This is a genomic window from Parazoarcus communis (assembly GCF_003111665.1).
Classification (GTDB): domain Bacteria; phylum Pseudomonadota; class Gammaproteobacteria; order Burkholderiales; family Rhodocyclaceae; genus Parazoarcus; species Parazoarcus communis_B.
The window spans coordinates 2,892,054-2,907,080 of the sequence record NZ_CP022188.1 but is presented as its reverse complement, the minus strand read 5'-3'; the positions used below and the strand labels follow the sequence as shown (position 1 = coordinate 2,907,080).

Here is a 15,027-nt window from a genome sequence, read left to right as displayed (position 1 = left end):
CTGAGGCGGTAAAACCCGCTTGAACCAAAAGCGTGCAATTTTAGCATGCGCAAGGGCTTCACTACCTTGACGACAGAAGACGATTGCAGCAGCACGTCATCTCGCGCGCAAAAAAATCTTTGCCCTGCACTTGAAATCCCTGCACACGCCCCAAGCTGTTGGGCGATTGATGAACACAGGGAGCGATCATCCATGCAGGAACAGAAGCCTACGCCGGAAAATGCAGCGGAACTCGAACAGGCGGCCGCCGCGGACGCCACGACGGAAAACCCGACCGGCGAGCATGCAGCACCGGACGTGATGCCCAGCCTCGAACAGAGCCTGCGTGAAGCCGAACTCAAGGCCTCCGAGCACCACGACGCCTGGCTGCGCGCCAAGGCTGAAACCGAGAACGTTCGCCGCCGCGCGCAGGACGACATCGCCAAGGCCTCCAAGTTTGCAGCCGAGAAGTTCGCCACTGCGATGCTGCCGGTCAAGGACAGCCTCGAAGCCGCACTCGGCACCGAGAACCAGACCCTGGAAAAGCTGCGCGAAGGCGTCGAGCTGACGCTCAAGCAGCTGGTCTCTGCATTCGAGGGCGCCAGCCTCACCGAAGAAGACCCGGCCGGCCAGAAGTTCGACCCCAACAAGCATCAGGCCATCGGCGCACTCGAGTCGGACGCCGAGCCGAACACGGTGATCAACGTACTGCAGAAGGGTTACCTGCTGAACGACCGCGTGATCCGTCCCGCCATGGTGATGGTCTCGAAGGCAGAATCAGCGTAATTCGGCGCGCCGGTGGCTTGAAACACGGCCACCCCGCCCCATATTCGAATCAAGGCTGAGCCGGCAAGCACGGCTCTCATACAAATTCAGGAACTAAAGGACACAATCATGGGCAAGATCATCGGCATCGACCTCGGCACGACCAACAGCTGCGTCTCCGTCATGGAAGGCGGCAAGCCCAAGGTCATCGAAAACTCCGAAGGCGGCCGCACCACTCCGTCCGTCGTCGCCTACGCGGAAGACGGCGAGATTCTGTGCGGTGCGCCGGCCAAGCGCCAGGCCGTTACCAACGCCAAGAACACCCTGTTCGCCATCAAGCGCCTGATCGGCCGCCGCTTCGAAGAGAAGGAAGTGCAGAAGGACATCGCCATGATGCCCTACACGATCGCAAAGGCCGACAACGGCGACGCCTGGGTTGAAGTGCGCGGCAAGAAGATTGCCCCGCCGCAGGTTTCTGCCGAAGTGCTGCGCAAGATGAAGAAGACCGCCGAAGACTACCTCGGCGAAGAAGTCACCGAAGCGGTCATCACCGTGCCCGCCTACTTCAACGACAGCCAGCGTCAGGCCACCAAGGACGCAGGCAAGATCGCCGGTCTGGAAGTGAAGCGCATCATCAACGAGCCGACCGCAGCTGCCCTCGCCTTCGGCATGGACAAGAAGCCGGGCGACTCCAAGATCGCCGTGTATGACCTCGGCGGCGGCACCTTCGACATCTCGATCATCGAGATCGCCGACATCGACGGCGAGCACCAGTTCGAAGTGCTGGCCACCAACGGCGACACCTTCCTTGGCGGCGAAGACTTCGACCAGCGCATCATCGACTACATCGTCACCGAGTTCAAAAAGGAACAGGGCGTCGATCTCAAGAACGACGTGCTCGCTCTTCAGCGCCTGAAGGAAGCTGCCGAGAAGGCCAAGATCGAACTGTCCTCGGGCAGCCAGACCGAAGTGAACCTGCCCTACATCACGGCAGACGCCTCCGGCCCGAAGCACCTTGCAGTCAAGATCACCCGCGCCAAGTTCGAATCGCTGGTCGAAGAGCTCATCACGCGCTCGATCGAGCCCTGCCGCGTTGCGATCAAGGACGCCGGCCTCAAGGTTTCCGACATCGACGACGTCATCCTGGTGGGCGGTCAGACCCGCATGCCCAAGGTGCAGGAAAAGGTTAAGGAATTCTTCGGCAAGGAGCCGCGCAAGGACGTCAACCCGGACGAGGCCGTTGCAGTTGGCGCCTCCATCCAGGGCGGCGTGCTGCAAGGCGAAGTCAAGGACGTGTTGCTGCTCGACGTGACCCCGCTGTCGCTCGGTATCGAGACCATGGGTGGCGTGATGACCAAGCTCATCCAGAAGAACACCACGATCCCGACCAAGGCGAGCCAGGTATTCTCCACCGCCGATGACAACCAGAGCGCCGTGACCATTCACGTGCTGCAGGGCGAGCGCGAAATGGCTGCCGGCAACAAGAGCCTGGGCCAGTTCAACCTGTCCGAGATTCCGCCGGCACCGCGCGGCATGCCGCAGATCGAGGTCACCTTCGACATCGACGCCAACGGCATCCTGCACGTATCGGCCAAGGACAAGGCAACCGGCAAGGAAAACAAGATCAAGATCCAGGCCAACTCCGGTCTGTCCGACGCTGAAGTCGAGCGCATGGTCCAGGACGCTGCCTCGCACGCCGACGAAGACAAGAAGGCCCGCGAGATGGTCGACGCACGCAACCAGTGCGACACCCTGATCCACACGACCAAGAAGGCACTGGGCGAGCACGGCGACAAGGTCGGCGAAGAGGACAAGGCCAAGATCGAAGCTGCGATCAAGGAAGCCGAAGAAGCCATCCAGAGCGGTGACAAGGACAGCATCGAAGCCAAGACCCAGGCCCTTGCCATGGCCAGCCAGAAGCTCGGCGAAGCCATGTACGGTCAGCAGGGTGGCGCTGAGGCGGGCGAGCAGCCTGCGGGCTCGGCAGGCGGCAGCAACAAGGCCGACGACGCCGACGTGGTCGATGCCGAATTCACCGAAGTGAAGGACAAGAAGTAAGCGTCTCGCCCGACGGCAGACTTAACGGCCGAGCCCCCGCCGGAGCACCTGCTCCGGCTGGCTCGGCCTTTGCACGAAATAGGGACTTCTCGGACCGCAGCAATGAGCAAGCACGACGTGCATGGCAGGCCCCGGCCCCACAACGCCGGTGCACACAGCCACGCTGCCTTGCCGAGCCCCCAAAAAGCCTGAGCGAAACATCATGTCCAAACGGGATTACTACGAAGTGCTCGGCGTCAACCGTGACGCCAGCGACGATGAGATCAAGAAGGCCTACCGCAAGCTGGCCATGAAACACCACCCGGACCGCAATCCGGACAGCAAGGACGCAGAGGAAAAGTTCAAGGAGGCCAAGGAGGCCTACGAGATCCTCTCCGAACCGCAGAAGAAAGCCGCCTATGACCGCTACGGTCATGCGGGCGTCGATCAGTCGATGGGCGGTGGCGGCGGCCAGGGCTTTGAAGGCTTTGGCGATGCCTTCTCCGACATCTTCGGTGACATCTTCGGCGGCGCAGGCGGGCGCGGCGGCCGCTCCAACGTCTATCGCGGCGCCGACCTGCGCTACAACCTCGAGATCTCGCTCGAGGAAGCCGCGCGCGGCGCAGAAAAGACGATCCGCATTCCGACCGTTGAAGAATGCGGTTCCTGCCACGGCAGCGGCGCCAAGCCGGGCACCCAGCCCAAGACCTGCCCCACCTGTGGCGGCGCGGGCCAGGTACGTATCCAGCAGGGCTTCTTCTCGATCCAGCAGACCTGCCCGAAGTGTCATGGCAGCGGCCGCATCATCCCCGACCCCTGCCGCGATTGCGGTGGCGCAGGCCGGGTGAAGAAGCAGAAGACGCTCGAAGTGAAGATTCCGGCGGGCATCGACGAGGGCATGCGCCTTCGTCACGGCGGTCACGGCGAGCCGGGCGTCAATGGCGGTCCTGCCGGCGACCTCTACGTCGAAATCCACATTCGCAAGCACTCTGTGTTCGAGCGCGACCACGACGACCTGCACTGCGAGATGCCGATCAGCATCACCACCGCTGCACTGGGTGGCGAGATCGAGATTCCGACCCTGGAAGGCATGGCACGCCTGAAGATTCCGGCCGAGACCCAGAGCGGCAAGGTCTTCCGTCTGCGTGGCAAGGGGATCAAGAACGTGCGCTCGCACACCCATGGCGACCTGATGTGCCATGTGCTGGTCGAAACGCCGGTCAAGCTCACCGAGCGCCAGCGCGAACTGCTGGAGGAGTTCGAATCCATCTCCAGCGGCAACGTCGACCGACATAATCCGAAAGCCAAAGGCTGGATGGACAAGGTACGCGAGTTCTTCGGCACCTGACCGACGACTGCGGCAAGACCACCGCCGACGCACGCGCGACAGCCCATCAAGGCGTCGCGCCTGCGTCGGCGTTTTTCGTCCACAAACCGGACGCTGCGGGATATGATGAACGGGTCCGCGAAGAGACCTTGATGGAGACACTATGAAAGTAATACGTCCGCTACTGGCCGCGGTGCTCGTGGCCCTTGCGCCACTGCTTCCGGTCGCTGCTGCACACGCCCAGCAGGGCGTCGACAACGACAGCATCACGCTTGGACACTCCGGGGCCCTCACCGGGCCGCTTGCCGAGCTCAACAAGGAATACCTCTCCGGTGCGATGCTTCACTTCGACCAGCTCAATGCCCGCGGTGGCGTGAATGGTCGCAGGATCGAGCTCATCACCGAAGACGATGCCTACAATCCCGATCGCGCAGCGGCAAACGTACGCAAGCTGATCGAAAAGGATCAGGTACTGGCACTGTTCGCCTGCTTTGGCACCGGCCCCAGCCTGAAGGCCATTCCGGTTGCCACCGCTGCCAAGGTGCCCTTTTTCGCCCCCTATACAGGAGCCGATGCGGTCCGCACCCCAGGCAACCCGCTCGTCTTTCACCTGCGCGCCTCGTATTCGCAGGAAATCGAAAAGATGGTCGACCATCTCGCCAATATCGGAGTGAAATCGATCGCAGTGGTGCACCATGCCGACCCCTTCGGACAGGCCGGGCTTGACGCCGCAACTGCAGCCCTCACCCGTCGTGGCCTGCCCGCGCCGATTGTTGCGCCAATCGCATCTGACGGCAGCAACGCAGCCGAAGCCGTCAGCAAGGTCGTCGCGGGCAACACCGCTGCGGTCATTCTGGTGACCGCGGGCAACAGCTCCCCGGCCTTCATGCGGGCGCTGCTGGAGACCGACTATCGACCGATGCTTTACGGCCTGTCGGTGATCAGCAGCCGCCAGTTGATTCGGGAGCTCGGAGAGAAAGCCCGCGGCATGGTGATCGCCCAGGTCATGCCCTCGCCTTTTCGCATCGACTACCCGATGGTGCGCGAATACCGGCAGGCTGCCGACAAGGCCGGGCAAAGCTACTCATACACCGCCCTTGAGGGCTATCTTGCCGCACGCAGCTTCAGCGAGGGCCTGCGCCGTGCCGGGCGTGAGCTCAGCCGCGAACGTCTGGTCAGCGCACTGGAGAGCCTCGGCGACTGGGATGCCGGCGGTCTGCGCCTGGCCTTCTCGTCTCGCAGCAGGAGCGGCTTGAACTTCGTGGATCTCACGGTGATCGGCAAGGGCAGCTTCGGGCACTGAGCACTGCAACGGACAAAAAAGGGGCTGCACCCGTCAGGGTGCAGCCCCTTTTCTGCTTCAGGATCAGGCGCGACGCCAGGTCGTGCCCTGAGCACTGTCCTCCAGCACGATCCCGGCTTCGAGCAAGGCCGCACGAAGGCGGTCGGCTTCGGCGAAATCGCGCCCCTTCTTCGCGCTGACCCGGGCTTCGATCATGCGCTCGATCTCGGCGACGTCCAGCCCGCCCTCCGTCTGCACCCCGCCCTGCAGGAAGGCTGTTGCGTCGCGTTCGAGCAAACCGAGCACCTTGCCCAGCGCGCGCAGCTGCTGCGCAAGCTCAGGGGCTGCGCCACGATTGACCTCGTTGGCAAGCTCGAACAGCACGGCAAGCGCTTCCGCGGTGTTGAAATCGTCGTCCATCGCAGCCTGAAAACGCTGCGCCCATGGCGTGCTCCAGTCAGGCTCGGCGTCCGTGACCGGCACGGCCTTGAGCGCTGTATACAGCCGCGTCAGCGCCTGACGCGCATCGTCGAGATGGGCGTCCGAGTAGTTCAGCGGACTGCGGTAATGGGCACGCAGGATGAAAAAGCGCACGACCTCGGGGTCGTACTGCTTCAGCACCTCACGGATGGTGAAGAAATTGCCCAGGGATTTCGACATCTTTTCGTCGTCGACCCGGACAAAACCGTTGTGCATCCAGTAGTTAACGAAAGCGTGACCATGCGCACCTTCCGACTGCGCAATCTCGTTCTCGTGATGCGGAAACTGCAGATCCTGCCCGCCACCGTGAATGTCGAAATGCTCGCCGAGCAGATCGGCACTCATCGCCGAGCACTCGATATGCCAGCCCGGACGACCACTTCCCCACGGCGAGGCCCACTTCGCCTCTTCCGGCTCTTCCGCCTTGGCATGCTTCCACAGCACGAAATCGAGCGGATCGTTCTTGTCGCCGACCACATCAACACGCTCGCCGGCCCGCAGCTCGTCGATCGACTTGCCCGACAGCTTGCCGTAACCGTCGAACTTGCGCACCGCAAAGCACACGTCACGGTTGGCAGCGACATAGGCCAGCCCCTTGGCCTCGAGGCGGCCGATCAGGCTCTGCATGCCGGCTACGTAATCCATTGCCCGCGGCTCGTGGTCAGGGCGCAACACACCGAGGGCGTCCGCATCCTCATGCATCGCCGCAATGAAGCGATCGGTCAGCGCACGGATGCTTTCGCCGTTTTCCTGCGCCCGCCGGATGATCTTGTCGTCAATATCGGTGATGTTGCGCACATAGGTCACATCAAGCCCGCTCGCGCGCAACCAGCGCGTCACCATGTCGAACACCACCATCACCCGCGCGTGGCCGAGGTGACAGTAGTCGTACACCGTCATGCCGCAGACATACATGCGGACCTTGCCGGCATCGATGGGTTGAAAGTGTTCCTTCTTGCGGGTGAGCGAGTTGTAGATGGTGAGCATGCAGATAACCGAAAAGCGCTCGCGGCGACAGCCGCGAAACAGTGTGATTCGTCAGTCGCGGCAGCAAAAAAGCGGGCTCCGACCGGACCCGCTCCGTTGTGTTACCGCTGTCAGCGTCGCGACACAGGAAACTATGAGTGCTTGCCGCTTGTTGGTAGAATCCGGGGCTGGTTAGCAGCCCGGATTACCCGCCAAAAGTATAGCACGGCGCATAATTGCGAACTTTTGCCGACCCTCCATGCGCCCTGGCGCCAAGAGGGACTGCTCGCACCTCATCCGGCAACCCTGCCGTTACCCATCTCCCGGAGACCGCATGAAGAAGCAGGCTCTTGCACTGATCGCTTTCATCAGCTGCAGCATTCAGGCTTTCGCAGCCAACCCCATGGTTGAGCTCAAGACGAACCACGGCGACATCGTGATCGAACTCAATGCCGAGAAGGCACCAAAGTCGTCCGCGAACTTCGTCCAGTACGTCAAGGACGGCCACTACGACAACACCGTGTTCCACCGCGTCATCGATGGCTTCATGGTCCAGGGCGGCGGTTTCGACGCAAAGATGACGCAGAAGCCGACTCGTGCCCCGATCGAGAACGAGGCGAAGAACGGCCTCAAGAACCTGCCCGGCACACTGGCCATGGCACGCACGGCTGACCCGCATTCGGCCTCGGCACAGTTCTTCATCAACCTCGTGCCCAACACCTTTCTCGACTATCCGTCACGCGACGGCTGGGGCTATGCGGTATTCGGCAAGGTTGTCCGCGGCATGGATGTGGTCGAGAAGATCGCCAAGGTAAAAACGGGCAACGCCGGCATGCATCAGAACGTGCCGCTCGAACCGGTCACCATCGAGTCGGCACGCGTCCTCGACGCTGCAACGACCCCCAGCAAATAAGCCCACAGGAGAACAGCATGGCAGTCAAACTGCACACCAACCACGGCGTGATCACCCTCGAACTCGATGCAGAGAAGGCGCCCGTCACGGTCGAGAACTTCCTTGCGTACGTCGAAGCCGGCCACTACGACAACACCGTGTTCCACCGCGTCATCGACGGCTTCATGATCCAGGGTGGTGGTTTCGAGCCCGGCATGAAGCAGAAGGCCACGCGCGACACGATCAAGAACGAAGCCGACAACGGCCTCAAGAACAACCGCGGCACCGTTGCCATGGCCCGCACCCAGGCACCGCACTCCGCGTCTGCCCAGTTCTTCATCAACCTCTCCGACAACGACTTCCTCAACTACCGTTCGCCCGACCTTCAGGGCTGGGGTTACTGCGTGTTCGGCCAGGTCAGCGATGGCATGGATGTTGTCGACAAGATCCGTGCGGTCAAGACCGGCTCCAGCGGCTTCCACCAGGACGTGCCGAAAGAAGACGTGATCATCGAGCGCGCCGAAGTTGTCTGATTCGGGCGCAGCCATGTCCGCCGGCAGCGACGGGCGTGGCGCCGCAATGCCGGAAGCCCTTCATGCGGCGCTTCCGGCATTGTTCATTTCCGACCTGCATCTTTCCGAGGACCACCCGGAGACGGTCGCAGCCTTTCTCGGATTTATCGAAGGCCCGGCACGTGAGGCCGGCAGCCTGTTCATCCTCGGCGACCTGTTCGAATACTGGGCCGGCGACGACGATATCGACGCCCCCTTCAATCGTGACATGTGCGCCGCGCTGCGCGCGCTGTCCGATAGCGGCGTCCAGCTTTTCTACATGACGGGCAACCGCGACCTGCTGGCAGGCGACGACTTTGCCCGTATCACGGGCATGCAACTGCTGCCCGACCCGTCCCTGCTTGCATTGGGCTCGCAGCACATCCTGCTCAGCCACGGCGATGCCTTGTGCACCGACGACCTTTCCTATCAGGCCTATCGCAGCCAGGTCCGCGATCCCGCCTGGCAGACCGGGTTCCTGTCCCAGCCGCTCGCCGCCCGCAAGGCCTTCATCGAAAGCCTGCGCAAGCAGAGCGAAGCCGCGAAGCAGGACAAGGCAATGACCATCATGGACGTCAATGCCGAGGCGGTGGAAGCCATCCTGCGCCAGTACGGCCATCCTGCCCTGATTCACGGCCACACTCACCGTCCTGCACGTCACCTGCATCATGTAGATGGCCATGAATGCGTACGCTGGGTTCTGTCCGACTGGCACGACCATGCCACCTGGCTGTCGTTTGACGGCAGGCAATTCAAGACCGCCGACCAGACTCAGGCCTAAGGGCGCGCGCGCAGCGACCGTGGCGAGGCGAGGCTCGGCCATCACCGGGCACAACCGCCCTGCGCCAAACCGATTTGTTTGACATGCAGCCGTCAGGCTATTCTGACGCCTCACCTCTCACCTATTTCACCTTGCGTTAGACAGGCCCACCATGTTCCGTACCTTAAGACGGCCCGATGCCTTTGCCGTCACCCTGGCCGCAGCAGGCATTCTTGCGATCACAATGGGCATCCGCCAGTCGCAGGGACTGTTCATCAGCCCGATGAACACTTCCACAGGACTCGGCATTGCCACCATCAGCTTTGCGCTGGCCATCGGACAATTCACCTGGGGTGCGATCCAGCCCATCGCCGGTGCGGCCGCCGATCGCTACGGCCCCCGAGCCGTGCTCATCGCCGGCGTGCTTGCATTGTCGCTGGGGAGTGCTGTCACCCCCTTCATCGAGTCCAGCTTCGGCCTCACCGTTTCGCTTGGCCTGCTGTTCGCAATGGGGTCGGGTGCGGCCAGCTTCTCGGTGCTGATCGGCGCCGCCGCACAGCGCCTTCCTCTGGAGAGCCGCGGCACTGCCTCGGGCGTGATCAATGCAGGAGGGTCTTTCGGCCAGTTCGTCTTTGCGCCCGTCCTGCAGAAACTGATACAGCTCACGGGATGGATGGGTGCAATGTGGGCGATGGCCGCCATGACACTGCTTGCACTGCCTTTGATCAACAAGCTCACCGGCACGCAACAGCCGCCCGTCCAGCACCACGAAGAGGATACCGGTGCCTTGCGTGCAATTCGCAATGCATTCAAGGACCGCAGCTACATCCTGCTCCATGCAGGCTTCTTCACTTGCGGCTTCCATATCGCCTTCCTGGTCACGCACCTGCCGGGAGAGGTCGACCTGTGCGGCCTGCCGCCGTCGGTCGCAAGCTGGTCGCTCGCGATCATCGGCCTGGCGAATATCTTCGGCAGCCTGTATGCCGGATCCTGTGTATCGCGTTATCGCAGCAAATATGTTCTGGCGGGGATGTACGGCTCGCGCGTGCTGCTGATCGCGCTTTACCTGCTGCTGCCAAAGACCGAGTGGACCTTTTATGCATTTGCAGCCGGGCTCGGCTTCACCTGGCTGGCCACCGTACCGCCAACGGCCACCATTGTTGGCAAACTCTTCGGCGTGCGCTACCTGGCGACCCTGTTCGGCATGACCCTGCTCTCGCACCAGATCGGCGGCTTTCTGGGGGCATGGCTGGGCGGCCTGAGCCTGACCATGCTCGGCGACTACTCATGGATGTGGTACGCCGACATGGCCTTGGCCGCCTTCGCTGCGCTCGTGAACCTGCCGATCAAGGAAGCGCCGATCAAGCCCGCCACCGCAGCCGCCTGAACGCGATCCCGTCTGCAGACCGGGACTACAGCACGATTGAGGCGAGTCCGAGAAAGGCAAAGAAACCGATGACGTCGGTCACGGTCGTCAGAATCACCCCGCCCGCCAGCGCGGGGTCGATTCCCATGCGGTCGAGAACCATCGGTACCACCAGACCGGCGAGTGCAGCAAACAGCAGATTGATCAGAATCGCCGCGCCGATGACACCGCCGATCTGCCAGTCTCCGAACCAGGCGACGGCCAGCAATGCCACGACCACCGCCCACAGCAAACCGTTCAGCAGCGCGATGCCGATTTCCTTGCCGAGCAGTGCCCGCGCATTGCTGCCCCCGACCTGACCGAGCGCCATGCCGCGAATCACCAGCGTCAGCGTCTGGCTGCCCGCAATGCCCCCCATGCTGGCAACGATTGGCATCAGCACGGCGAGCGCAACCACGCGCTCGAGCGTGGTCTGGAACAGCCCGATCACCCAGGCGGCAAGGAAGGCGGTCACGAGGTTGATGCCGAGCCAGACCGCCCGTCGCCGGGAACTGGTGAGCACCGGGGCGAACATGTCGGCCTCTTCGTCCAGACCGGCCATGTGCATCATGGCGCGATCCGAGCTTTCGCGGATCAGATCGACCACGTCATCGACGGTAATCCGCCCGAGCAGCAAGCCGTTCTCGTCCACCACCGGGGCAGACAGCAGGTCGTGATCCTGAAACAGGCGCGCGACCTCATCGGAGGACGTGGTCACCGCGATGACCGGGAGCTCGGTCTCCATCACTTCGGCCACCTTGAACTCCGGCTTGGCCGTCACCAGCGCACTGAGCCTGAGCACGCCCTGATAGATACCCTTGCGGTCGACCACCATCAGCATGTCGGTCTGCACCGGCAGCGATTTGATCAGGCGCAGATAGCCGAGCACGGTTGCCAGACGCACATCGGGCCGCACCACGATCTGATCCGCGTTCATCAGGCCGCCCGCTGAATCCTCGGGATAGGACAGCATCGACTCGAGCTTCTCGCGGCGCCGGCCGTAGGTGGCGCGCATCAGCTGCTGCCCGTTCTCGTCGGGCAAGGCCTGAATAAGGTCGACGAGATCATCGAGATCGAGCCTTTCAGCCGCGATCACCAGATCCTCGTGATCCATTTCGAGCGCCAGCGCAGCGCAACTCTCGCCATGCAGATAGGTCAGGACCTTGCCAGCGCGATCGGCCTCGACCATCCCCCAGGCGGCGATACGCTCTTTTGGCGGGAGTGACTCCAGCAATCCGGCTGCTTTGGCCGGGTGCATGTCCCGCAGAATCTTGCCCACGCGTTTGAGCTTGCCCTGCGCCAGCGCGCCCCGAACTTCGCGGATCTGCGTTGCCGCGGACGACTCCTCGCTTTCCGCTTCCTCTTCCTGATGACTGGCATGGTCGCCCGACTCGCTGACCAGATGGCGCCCGAGTGCGGGATTGAGGTGAGCGAGAATGCGCGCCTCATGCCCAGAATCGACCTGTTGCCACACGGCAAGGCGCTGCTCCGGATCGAGCACCTCGAGCAGCCCCGCGATCTTGGCATGATGCATCTGATGCAGCATCTTTCGAACACGCTTGTACTTCCCGTGTTCGAGTGCCGCGATGATCTGTTCAATCTCGGTATGTACGCTGCCCGTTGTGTGATCCGTCATTCATGTCGCCCATGTTGTCAGGTGCCGAAGGCGCAGATCGCATACGCCCTGTCACCGTCAGTCTACGCAAATCGCCCGTGAGGCGCACCGCATTCGCAATGCAGAGCCGTCTGTATCCATTCTTCGACAGTCACCGCTGCACCGTAGCGACGGAACGATACGGCAATAAAAAAGCGCCGGTCATGCAACCAGCGCTTTTCAGGGTACGGCACGCTTGCAGCAGGAAATCAGCCTGCCAGTCCTCGAGCCAGATCGGCCTTGAGGTCGTCAATCGACTCCAGCCCCACGGCGATGCGCAACAGTCCGTCGCCAATGCCCGCTGCGGCGCGCGCTTCGGGCGAGATGCGCCCGTGTGTCGTGGTGGCAGGATGCGTAATCGTGGTCTTGGTGTCGCCAAGATTGGCGGTGATCGAAATCATCCTGGTGGAATCGACCACCTTCCATGCCGCCTCGCGCCCACCCTTGACTTCGAAGCTCAGAATGGCGCCGCCACTCTTCTGCTGCCTCATTGCCAGCTCATGCTGCGGGTGCGAGGGCAGTCCGGGGTAGAAGACGCGGGCGACGCCCGGCTGAGCCTCAAGCCAGCGTGCCAGTTCAAGCGCGCTGGCGGACTGCGCATCCATGCGGATGCGCAGTGTTTCGAGGCCCTTGAGGATGACCCAGGCATTGAACGGTGACAGCGTCGGCCCCGCAGTGCGCAAGAACTTGAACACCTCGTCGGTAATGACTTTCGGGCCCACAACAGCGCCACCGAGCACCCGTCCCTGCCCATCCAGATACTTGGTCGCCGAATGCACGACCACGTCAGCGCCGAGTTCGAGCGGACGCTGCAACACCGGGGAACAGAAGCAGTTATCGACCGCAAGAATGGCCCCTGCTTCATGCGCGATCCCGGCAACTGCTGCGATATCGACAACCTCGGTCAGCGGATTGGACGGCGTCTCGATGAAGAACAGCTTGGTGGAAGCACGCACGGCGTCGCGGTAGGCGCCAAGATCGGTCGCCGGAACGAAGGTCGTCTCGATGCCGAACTTGCTCAGGACATTGCCAAAGAGCTGCTGGGTCGATCCGAACAGCCCCAGCGACGCCACCACATGATCGCCCGACTGCAGCACCGACATTGCCAGCGACAGGATCGCGGACATGCCGGACGCCGTCGCGATGCAGGCCTCGCCGCCTTCGAGCGCGGCAAGACGCGTCTGCATCGCCGTCACCGTCGGGTTCGAGAAACGGGCATAGACGTTGCCCTCTTCCGCACCCGAAAACCGCGCAGCCGCCTGGGCTGCGTTGTCGAACACGAAGCTCGAGGTCAGGTACATCGCCTCGCTGTGCTCGTTGAACTGACTGCGGTCGATGCCGGCACGCACCGCAAGCGTGTCCAGATCGTAGTTGTCTTTGCTATCCGCCATCGATGTCATTGGTCCGGATGCGTGATGAGGTTCAGGTCCATCTGGTCGCTGTCGCTGTCCTCGCGCGAGGCCGGCTTGACCTCACAACGCTGGCTCTCGACCCCGCTGAGGTACTCGGCCGTGATGTCACCCGTCACGTAGCAGCCGTCGAAACACGACGTTTCGAAGAACTTGATCGACGGGTTCAGTGCGCGCATCGATGCCTTGAGGTCATCGAGGTCCTGATAGATCAGGCCATCGGCACCGATCTGCCGACAGATTTCGGCTTCATCGCGATCGCTGGCGATCAGCTCGCCGCGGGTCGGCATGTCGATGCCGTACACGTTCGCGTAACGAACGGGCGGCGCCGCAGAAGCCAGATAGACCTTGCTCGCACCGGCCTCGCGGGCCATGTTAACGATTTCCTTGCTGGTCGTGCCGCGCACGATCGAATCATCCACCAGCAGCACGCTCTTGCCCTTGAACTCCTGATGAATGGTGTTGAGCTTCTGACGCACCGACTTCCGCCGCGTCGCCTGCCCCGGCATGATGAAGGTGCGGCCGATGTAGCGGTTCTTGACGAAGCCTTCGCGATAGGGAAGGTTCAGCCGGTGGGCCATTTCCATTGCCGACGGCCGGCTCGAATCCGGAATCGGGATGACCACGTCGATGTGGACGTTCGGCAGCGTGCGCTTCATCTTCTCGGCGAGGAACTCGCCCATCTTGACCCGCGACTCATACACCGACACACCGTCAATGATCGAGTCCGGACGCGCGAGGTAGACGAATTCGAACATGCACGGCGCTTCGACCGTCTTCTCTGCACACTGACGGCTGCGGAAATTGCCATCGATGTCGACCAGAACAGCCTCACCGGGCGCGACGTCGCGCAGCAACTTGAAGCCGAGCACATCGAGTGCAACCGACTCGGAGGCCACCATCCACTCCGTTCCCGCGTCGACGTCGTTGCGTCCGATCACCAGCGGACGGATGCCGAACGGGTCGCGGAAGGCGAGCAGACCAAAGCCTGCAATCATCACGACGGCAGCGTAGGCACCACGACAGCGGCGGTGTACGCCTGCCACCGCGCGGAAGACCGCGTCTTCGTCGAGTTTGAGGCCGTTGGCAGCCGCCTGCAGTTCGTGCGCCAGCACGTTGAGCAACACTTCCGAGTCGGAGTTGGTGTTGATGTGACGCAGATCGGCGAGAAACATCTCGCGCTTGAGTTCTTCCGAATTCGTCAGGTTGCCGTTGTGTGCCAGCAGCAGCCCGAACGGCGAATTGACGTAGAAGGGCTGGGCTTCGGCCGCGTTGTACGCCGACCCTGCCGTGGGGTAACGCACATGGCCGATACCCCAGTTACCTTCAAGGTTACGCATGTTGCGCGTGCGGAACACGTCCCGCACCAGGCCGGAACCCTTGTGCATGTGAAAACGACCGCCCTCGGCCGTGGCAATGCCTGCCGCGTCCTGGCCCCGGTGCTGAAGCACCTGAAGACCGTCATAGAGCAACTGATTAACCGGGGAAGTCGCGACGACCCCAAGAATTCCGCACATGGA

12 protein-coding genes are annotated in these 15,027 nt (G+C 62.4%); 8 read left to right on the top strand and 4 right to left on the bottom strand.

Annotated elements, in window-relative coordinates; all coding sequences use genetic code 11:
* Positions 1 to 192: 192 nt before the first annotated feature.
* From grpE to CEW87_RS13290, 4 genes are all read left to right on the top strand, one after another.
* Positions 193 to 765: a nucleotide exchange factor GrpE gene (gene grpE / locus CEW87_RS13305; protein ID WP_108973682.1), complete on the top strand. Its 573-nt coding sequence runs from the start codon at positions 193 to 195 to the stop codon at positions 763 to 765.
* A 108-nt stretch (positions 766 to 873) separates the two neighbouring features.
* A complete protein-coding gene (gene dnaK / locus CEW87_RS13300; protein ID WP_199917017.1) occupies positions 874 to 2,802 on the top strand; it encodes a molecular chaperone DnaK in 1,929 nt (642 codons plus the stop codon).
* A 202-nt stretch (positions 2,803 to 3,004) separates the two neighbouring features.
* Positions 3,005 to 4,129 carry a molecular chaperone DnaJ gene (gene dnaJ / locus CEW87_RS13295; protein ID WP_108973678.1) on the top strand — a complete coding sequence of 375 codons (1,125 nt, stop codon included), beginning with the start codon at positions 3,005 to 3,007 and terminating at the stop codon, positions 4,127 to 4,129.
* Between the two features lie 142 nt (positions 4,130 to 4,271).
* Positions 4,272 to 5,411, top strand: coding sequence for an ABC transporter substrate-binding protein (locus CEW87_RS13290; protein ID WP_108973677.1), 1,140 nt, complete (start codon positions 4,272 to 4,274; stop codon positions 5,409 to 5,411).
* A gap of 63 nt (positions 5,412 to 5,474) precedes the next feature.
* Here CEW87_RS13290 and cysS read toward each other — a convergent pair whose 3' ends face one another.
* Positions 5,475 to 6,857, bottom strand: coding sequence for a cysteine--tRNA ligase (cysS, locus tag CEW87_RS13285; protein WP_108973675.1), 1,383 nt, complete (start codon positions 6,855 to 6,857; stop codon positions 5,475 to 5,477).
* A 313-nt stretch (positions 6,858 to 7,170) separates the two neighbouring features.
* Here cysS and CEW87_RS13280 point away from each other — a divergent pair, with 313 nt between their 5' ends.
* The 4 genes from CEW87_RS13280 to CEW87_RS13265 all read left to right on the top strand — a co-directional run bounded on the left by CEW87_RS13280 (position 7,171) and on the right by CEW87_RS13265 (position 10,426).
* Complete coding sequence (locus CEW87_RS13280; protein WP_108973673.1) at positions 7,171 to 7,749, top strand: peptidylprolyl isomerase; 579 nt, start codon at positions 7,171 to 7,173, stop codon at positions 7,747 to 7,749.
* 17 nt (positions 7,750 to 7,766) lie between these two features.
* Positions 7,767 to 8,261, top strand: a complete 495-nt coding sequence (locus CEW87_RS13275) for a peptidylprolyl isomerase (protein ID WP_108973671.1) — start codon at positions 7,767 to 7,769, stop codon at positions 8,259 to 8,261.
* A gap of 46 nt (positions 8,262 to 8,307) precedes the next feature.
* Positions 8,308 to 9,060: a UDP-2,3-diacylglucosamine diphosphatase gene (locus CEW87_RS13270; RefSeq protein ID WP_108977205.1), complete on the top strand. Its 753-nt coding sequence runs from the start codon at positions 8,308 to 8,310 to the stop codon at positions 9,058 to 9,060.
* A 151-nt stretch (positions 9,061 to 9,211) separates the two neighbouring features.
* On the top strand, positions 9,212 to 10,426 hold the full coding sequence (locus CEW87_RS13265; protein WP_108973669.1) for an MFS transporter: 1,215 nt from the start codon (positions 9,212 to 9,214) through the stop codon (positions 10,424 to 10,426).
* A 25-nt stretch (positions 10,427 to 10,451) separates the two neighbouring features.
* Here CEW87_RS13265 and mgtE read toward each other — a convergent pair whose 3' ends face one another.
* From mgtE to purF, 3 genes are all read right to left on the bottom strand, one after another.
* Positions 10,452 to 12,080 (bottom strand): magnesium transporter, encoded by a 1,629-nt coding sequence (mgtE, locus tag CEW87_RS13260; RefSeq protein ID WP_199917016.1) that lies wholly within the window; start codon positions 12,078 to 12,080, stop codon positions 10,452 to 10,454.
* Positions 12,081 to 12,307: 227 nt separating this feature from the next.
* A complete protein-coding gene (locus CEW87_RS13255) occupies positions 12,308 to 13,489 on the bottom strand; it encodes an O-succinylhomoserine sulfhydrylase (RefSeq protein ID WP_108977201.1) in 1,182 nt (393 codons plus the stop codon).
* 5 nt (positions 13,490 to 13,494) lie between these two features.
* Positions 13,495 to 15,024, bottom strand: a complete 1,530-nt coding sequence (purF, locus tag CEW87_RS13250; protein ID WP_108973667.1) for an amidophosphoribosyltransferase — start codon at positions 15,022 to 15,024, stop codon at positions 13,495 to 13,497.
* Between the last annotated feature and the right edge of the window lie 3 nt (positions 15,025 to 15,027).

Coding starts and splice junctions, on each gene's coding strand:
- grpE (WP_108973682.1), top strand. CDS start 193: ATGCAGGAACAGAAGCCTACGCCGGAAAATGCAGCGGAACTCGAACAG.
- dnaK (WP_199917017.1), top strand. CDS start 874: ATGGGCAAGATCATCGGCATCGACCTCGGCACGACCAACAGCTGCGTC.
- dnaJ (WP_108973678.1), top strand. CDS start 3,005: ATGTCCAAACGGGATTACTACGAAGTGCTCGGCGTCAACCGTGACGCC.
- CEW87_RS13290 (WP_108973677.1), top strand. CDS start 4,272: ATGAAAGTAATACGTCCGCTACTGGCCGCGGTGCTCGTGGCCCTTGCG.
- cysS (WP_108973675.1), bottom strand. CDS start 6,857: ATGCTCACCATCTACAACTCGCTCACCCGCAAGAAGGAACACTTTCAA.
- CEW87_RS13280 (WP_108973673.1), top strand. CDS start 7,171: ATGAAGAAGCAGGCTCTTGCACTGATCGCTTTCATCAGCTGCAGCATT.
- CEW87_RS13275 (WP_108973671.1), top strand. CDS start 7,767: ATGGCAGTCAAACTGCACACCAACCACGGCGTGATCACCCTCGAACTC.
- CEW87_RS13270 (WP_108977205.1), top strand. CDS start 8,308: ATGCCGGAAGCCCTTCATGCGGCGCTTCCGGCATTGTTCATTTCCGAC.
- CEW87_RS13265 (WP_108973669.1), top strand. CDS start 9,212: ATGTTCCGTACCTTAAGACGGCCCGATGCCTTTGCCGTCACCCTGGCC.
- mgtE (WP_199917016.1), bottom strand. CDS start 12,080: ATGACGGATCACACAACGGGCAGCGTACATACCGAGATTGAACAGATC.
- CEW87_RS13255 (WP_108977201.1), bottom strand. CDS start 13,489: ATGGCGGATAGCAAAGACAACTACGATCTGGACACGCTTGCGGTGCGT.
- purF (WP_108973667.1), bottom strand. CDS start 15,024: ATGTGCGGAATTCTTGGGGTCGTCGCGACTTCCCCGGTTAATCAGTTG.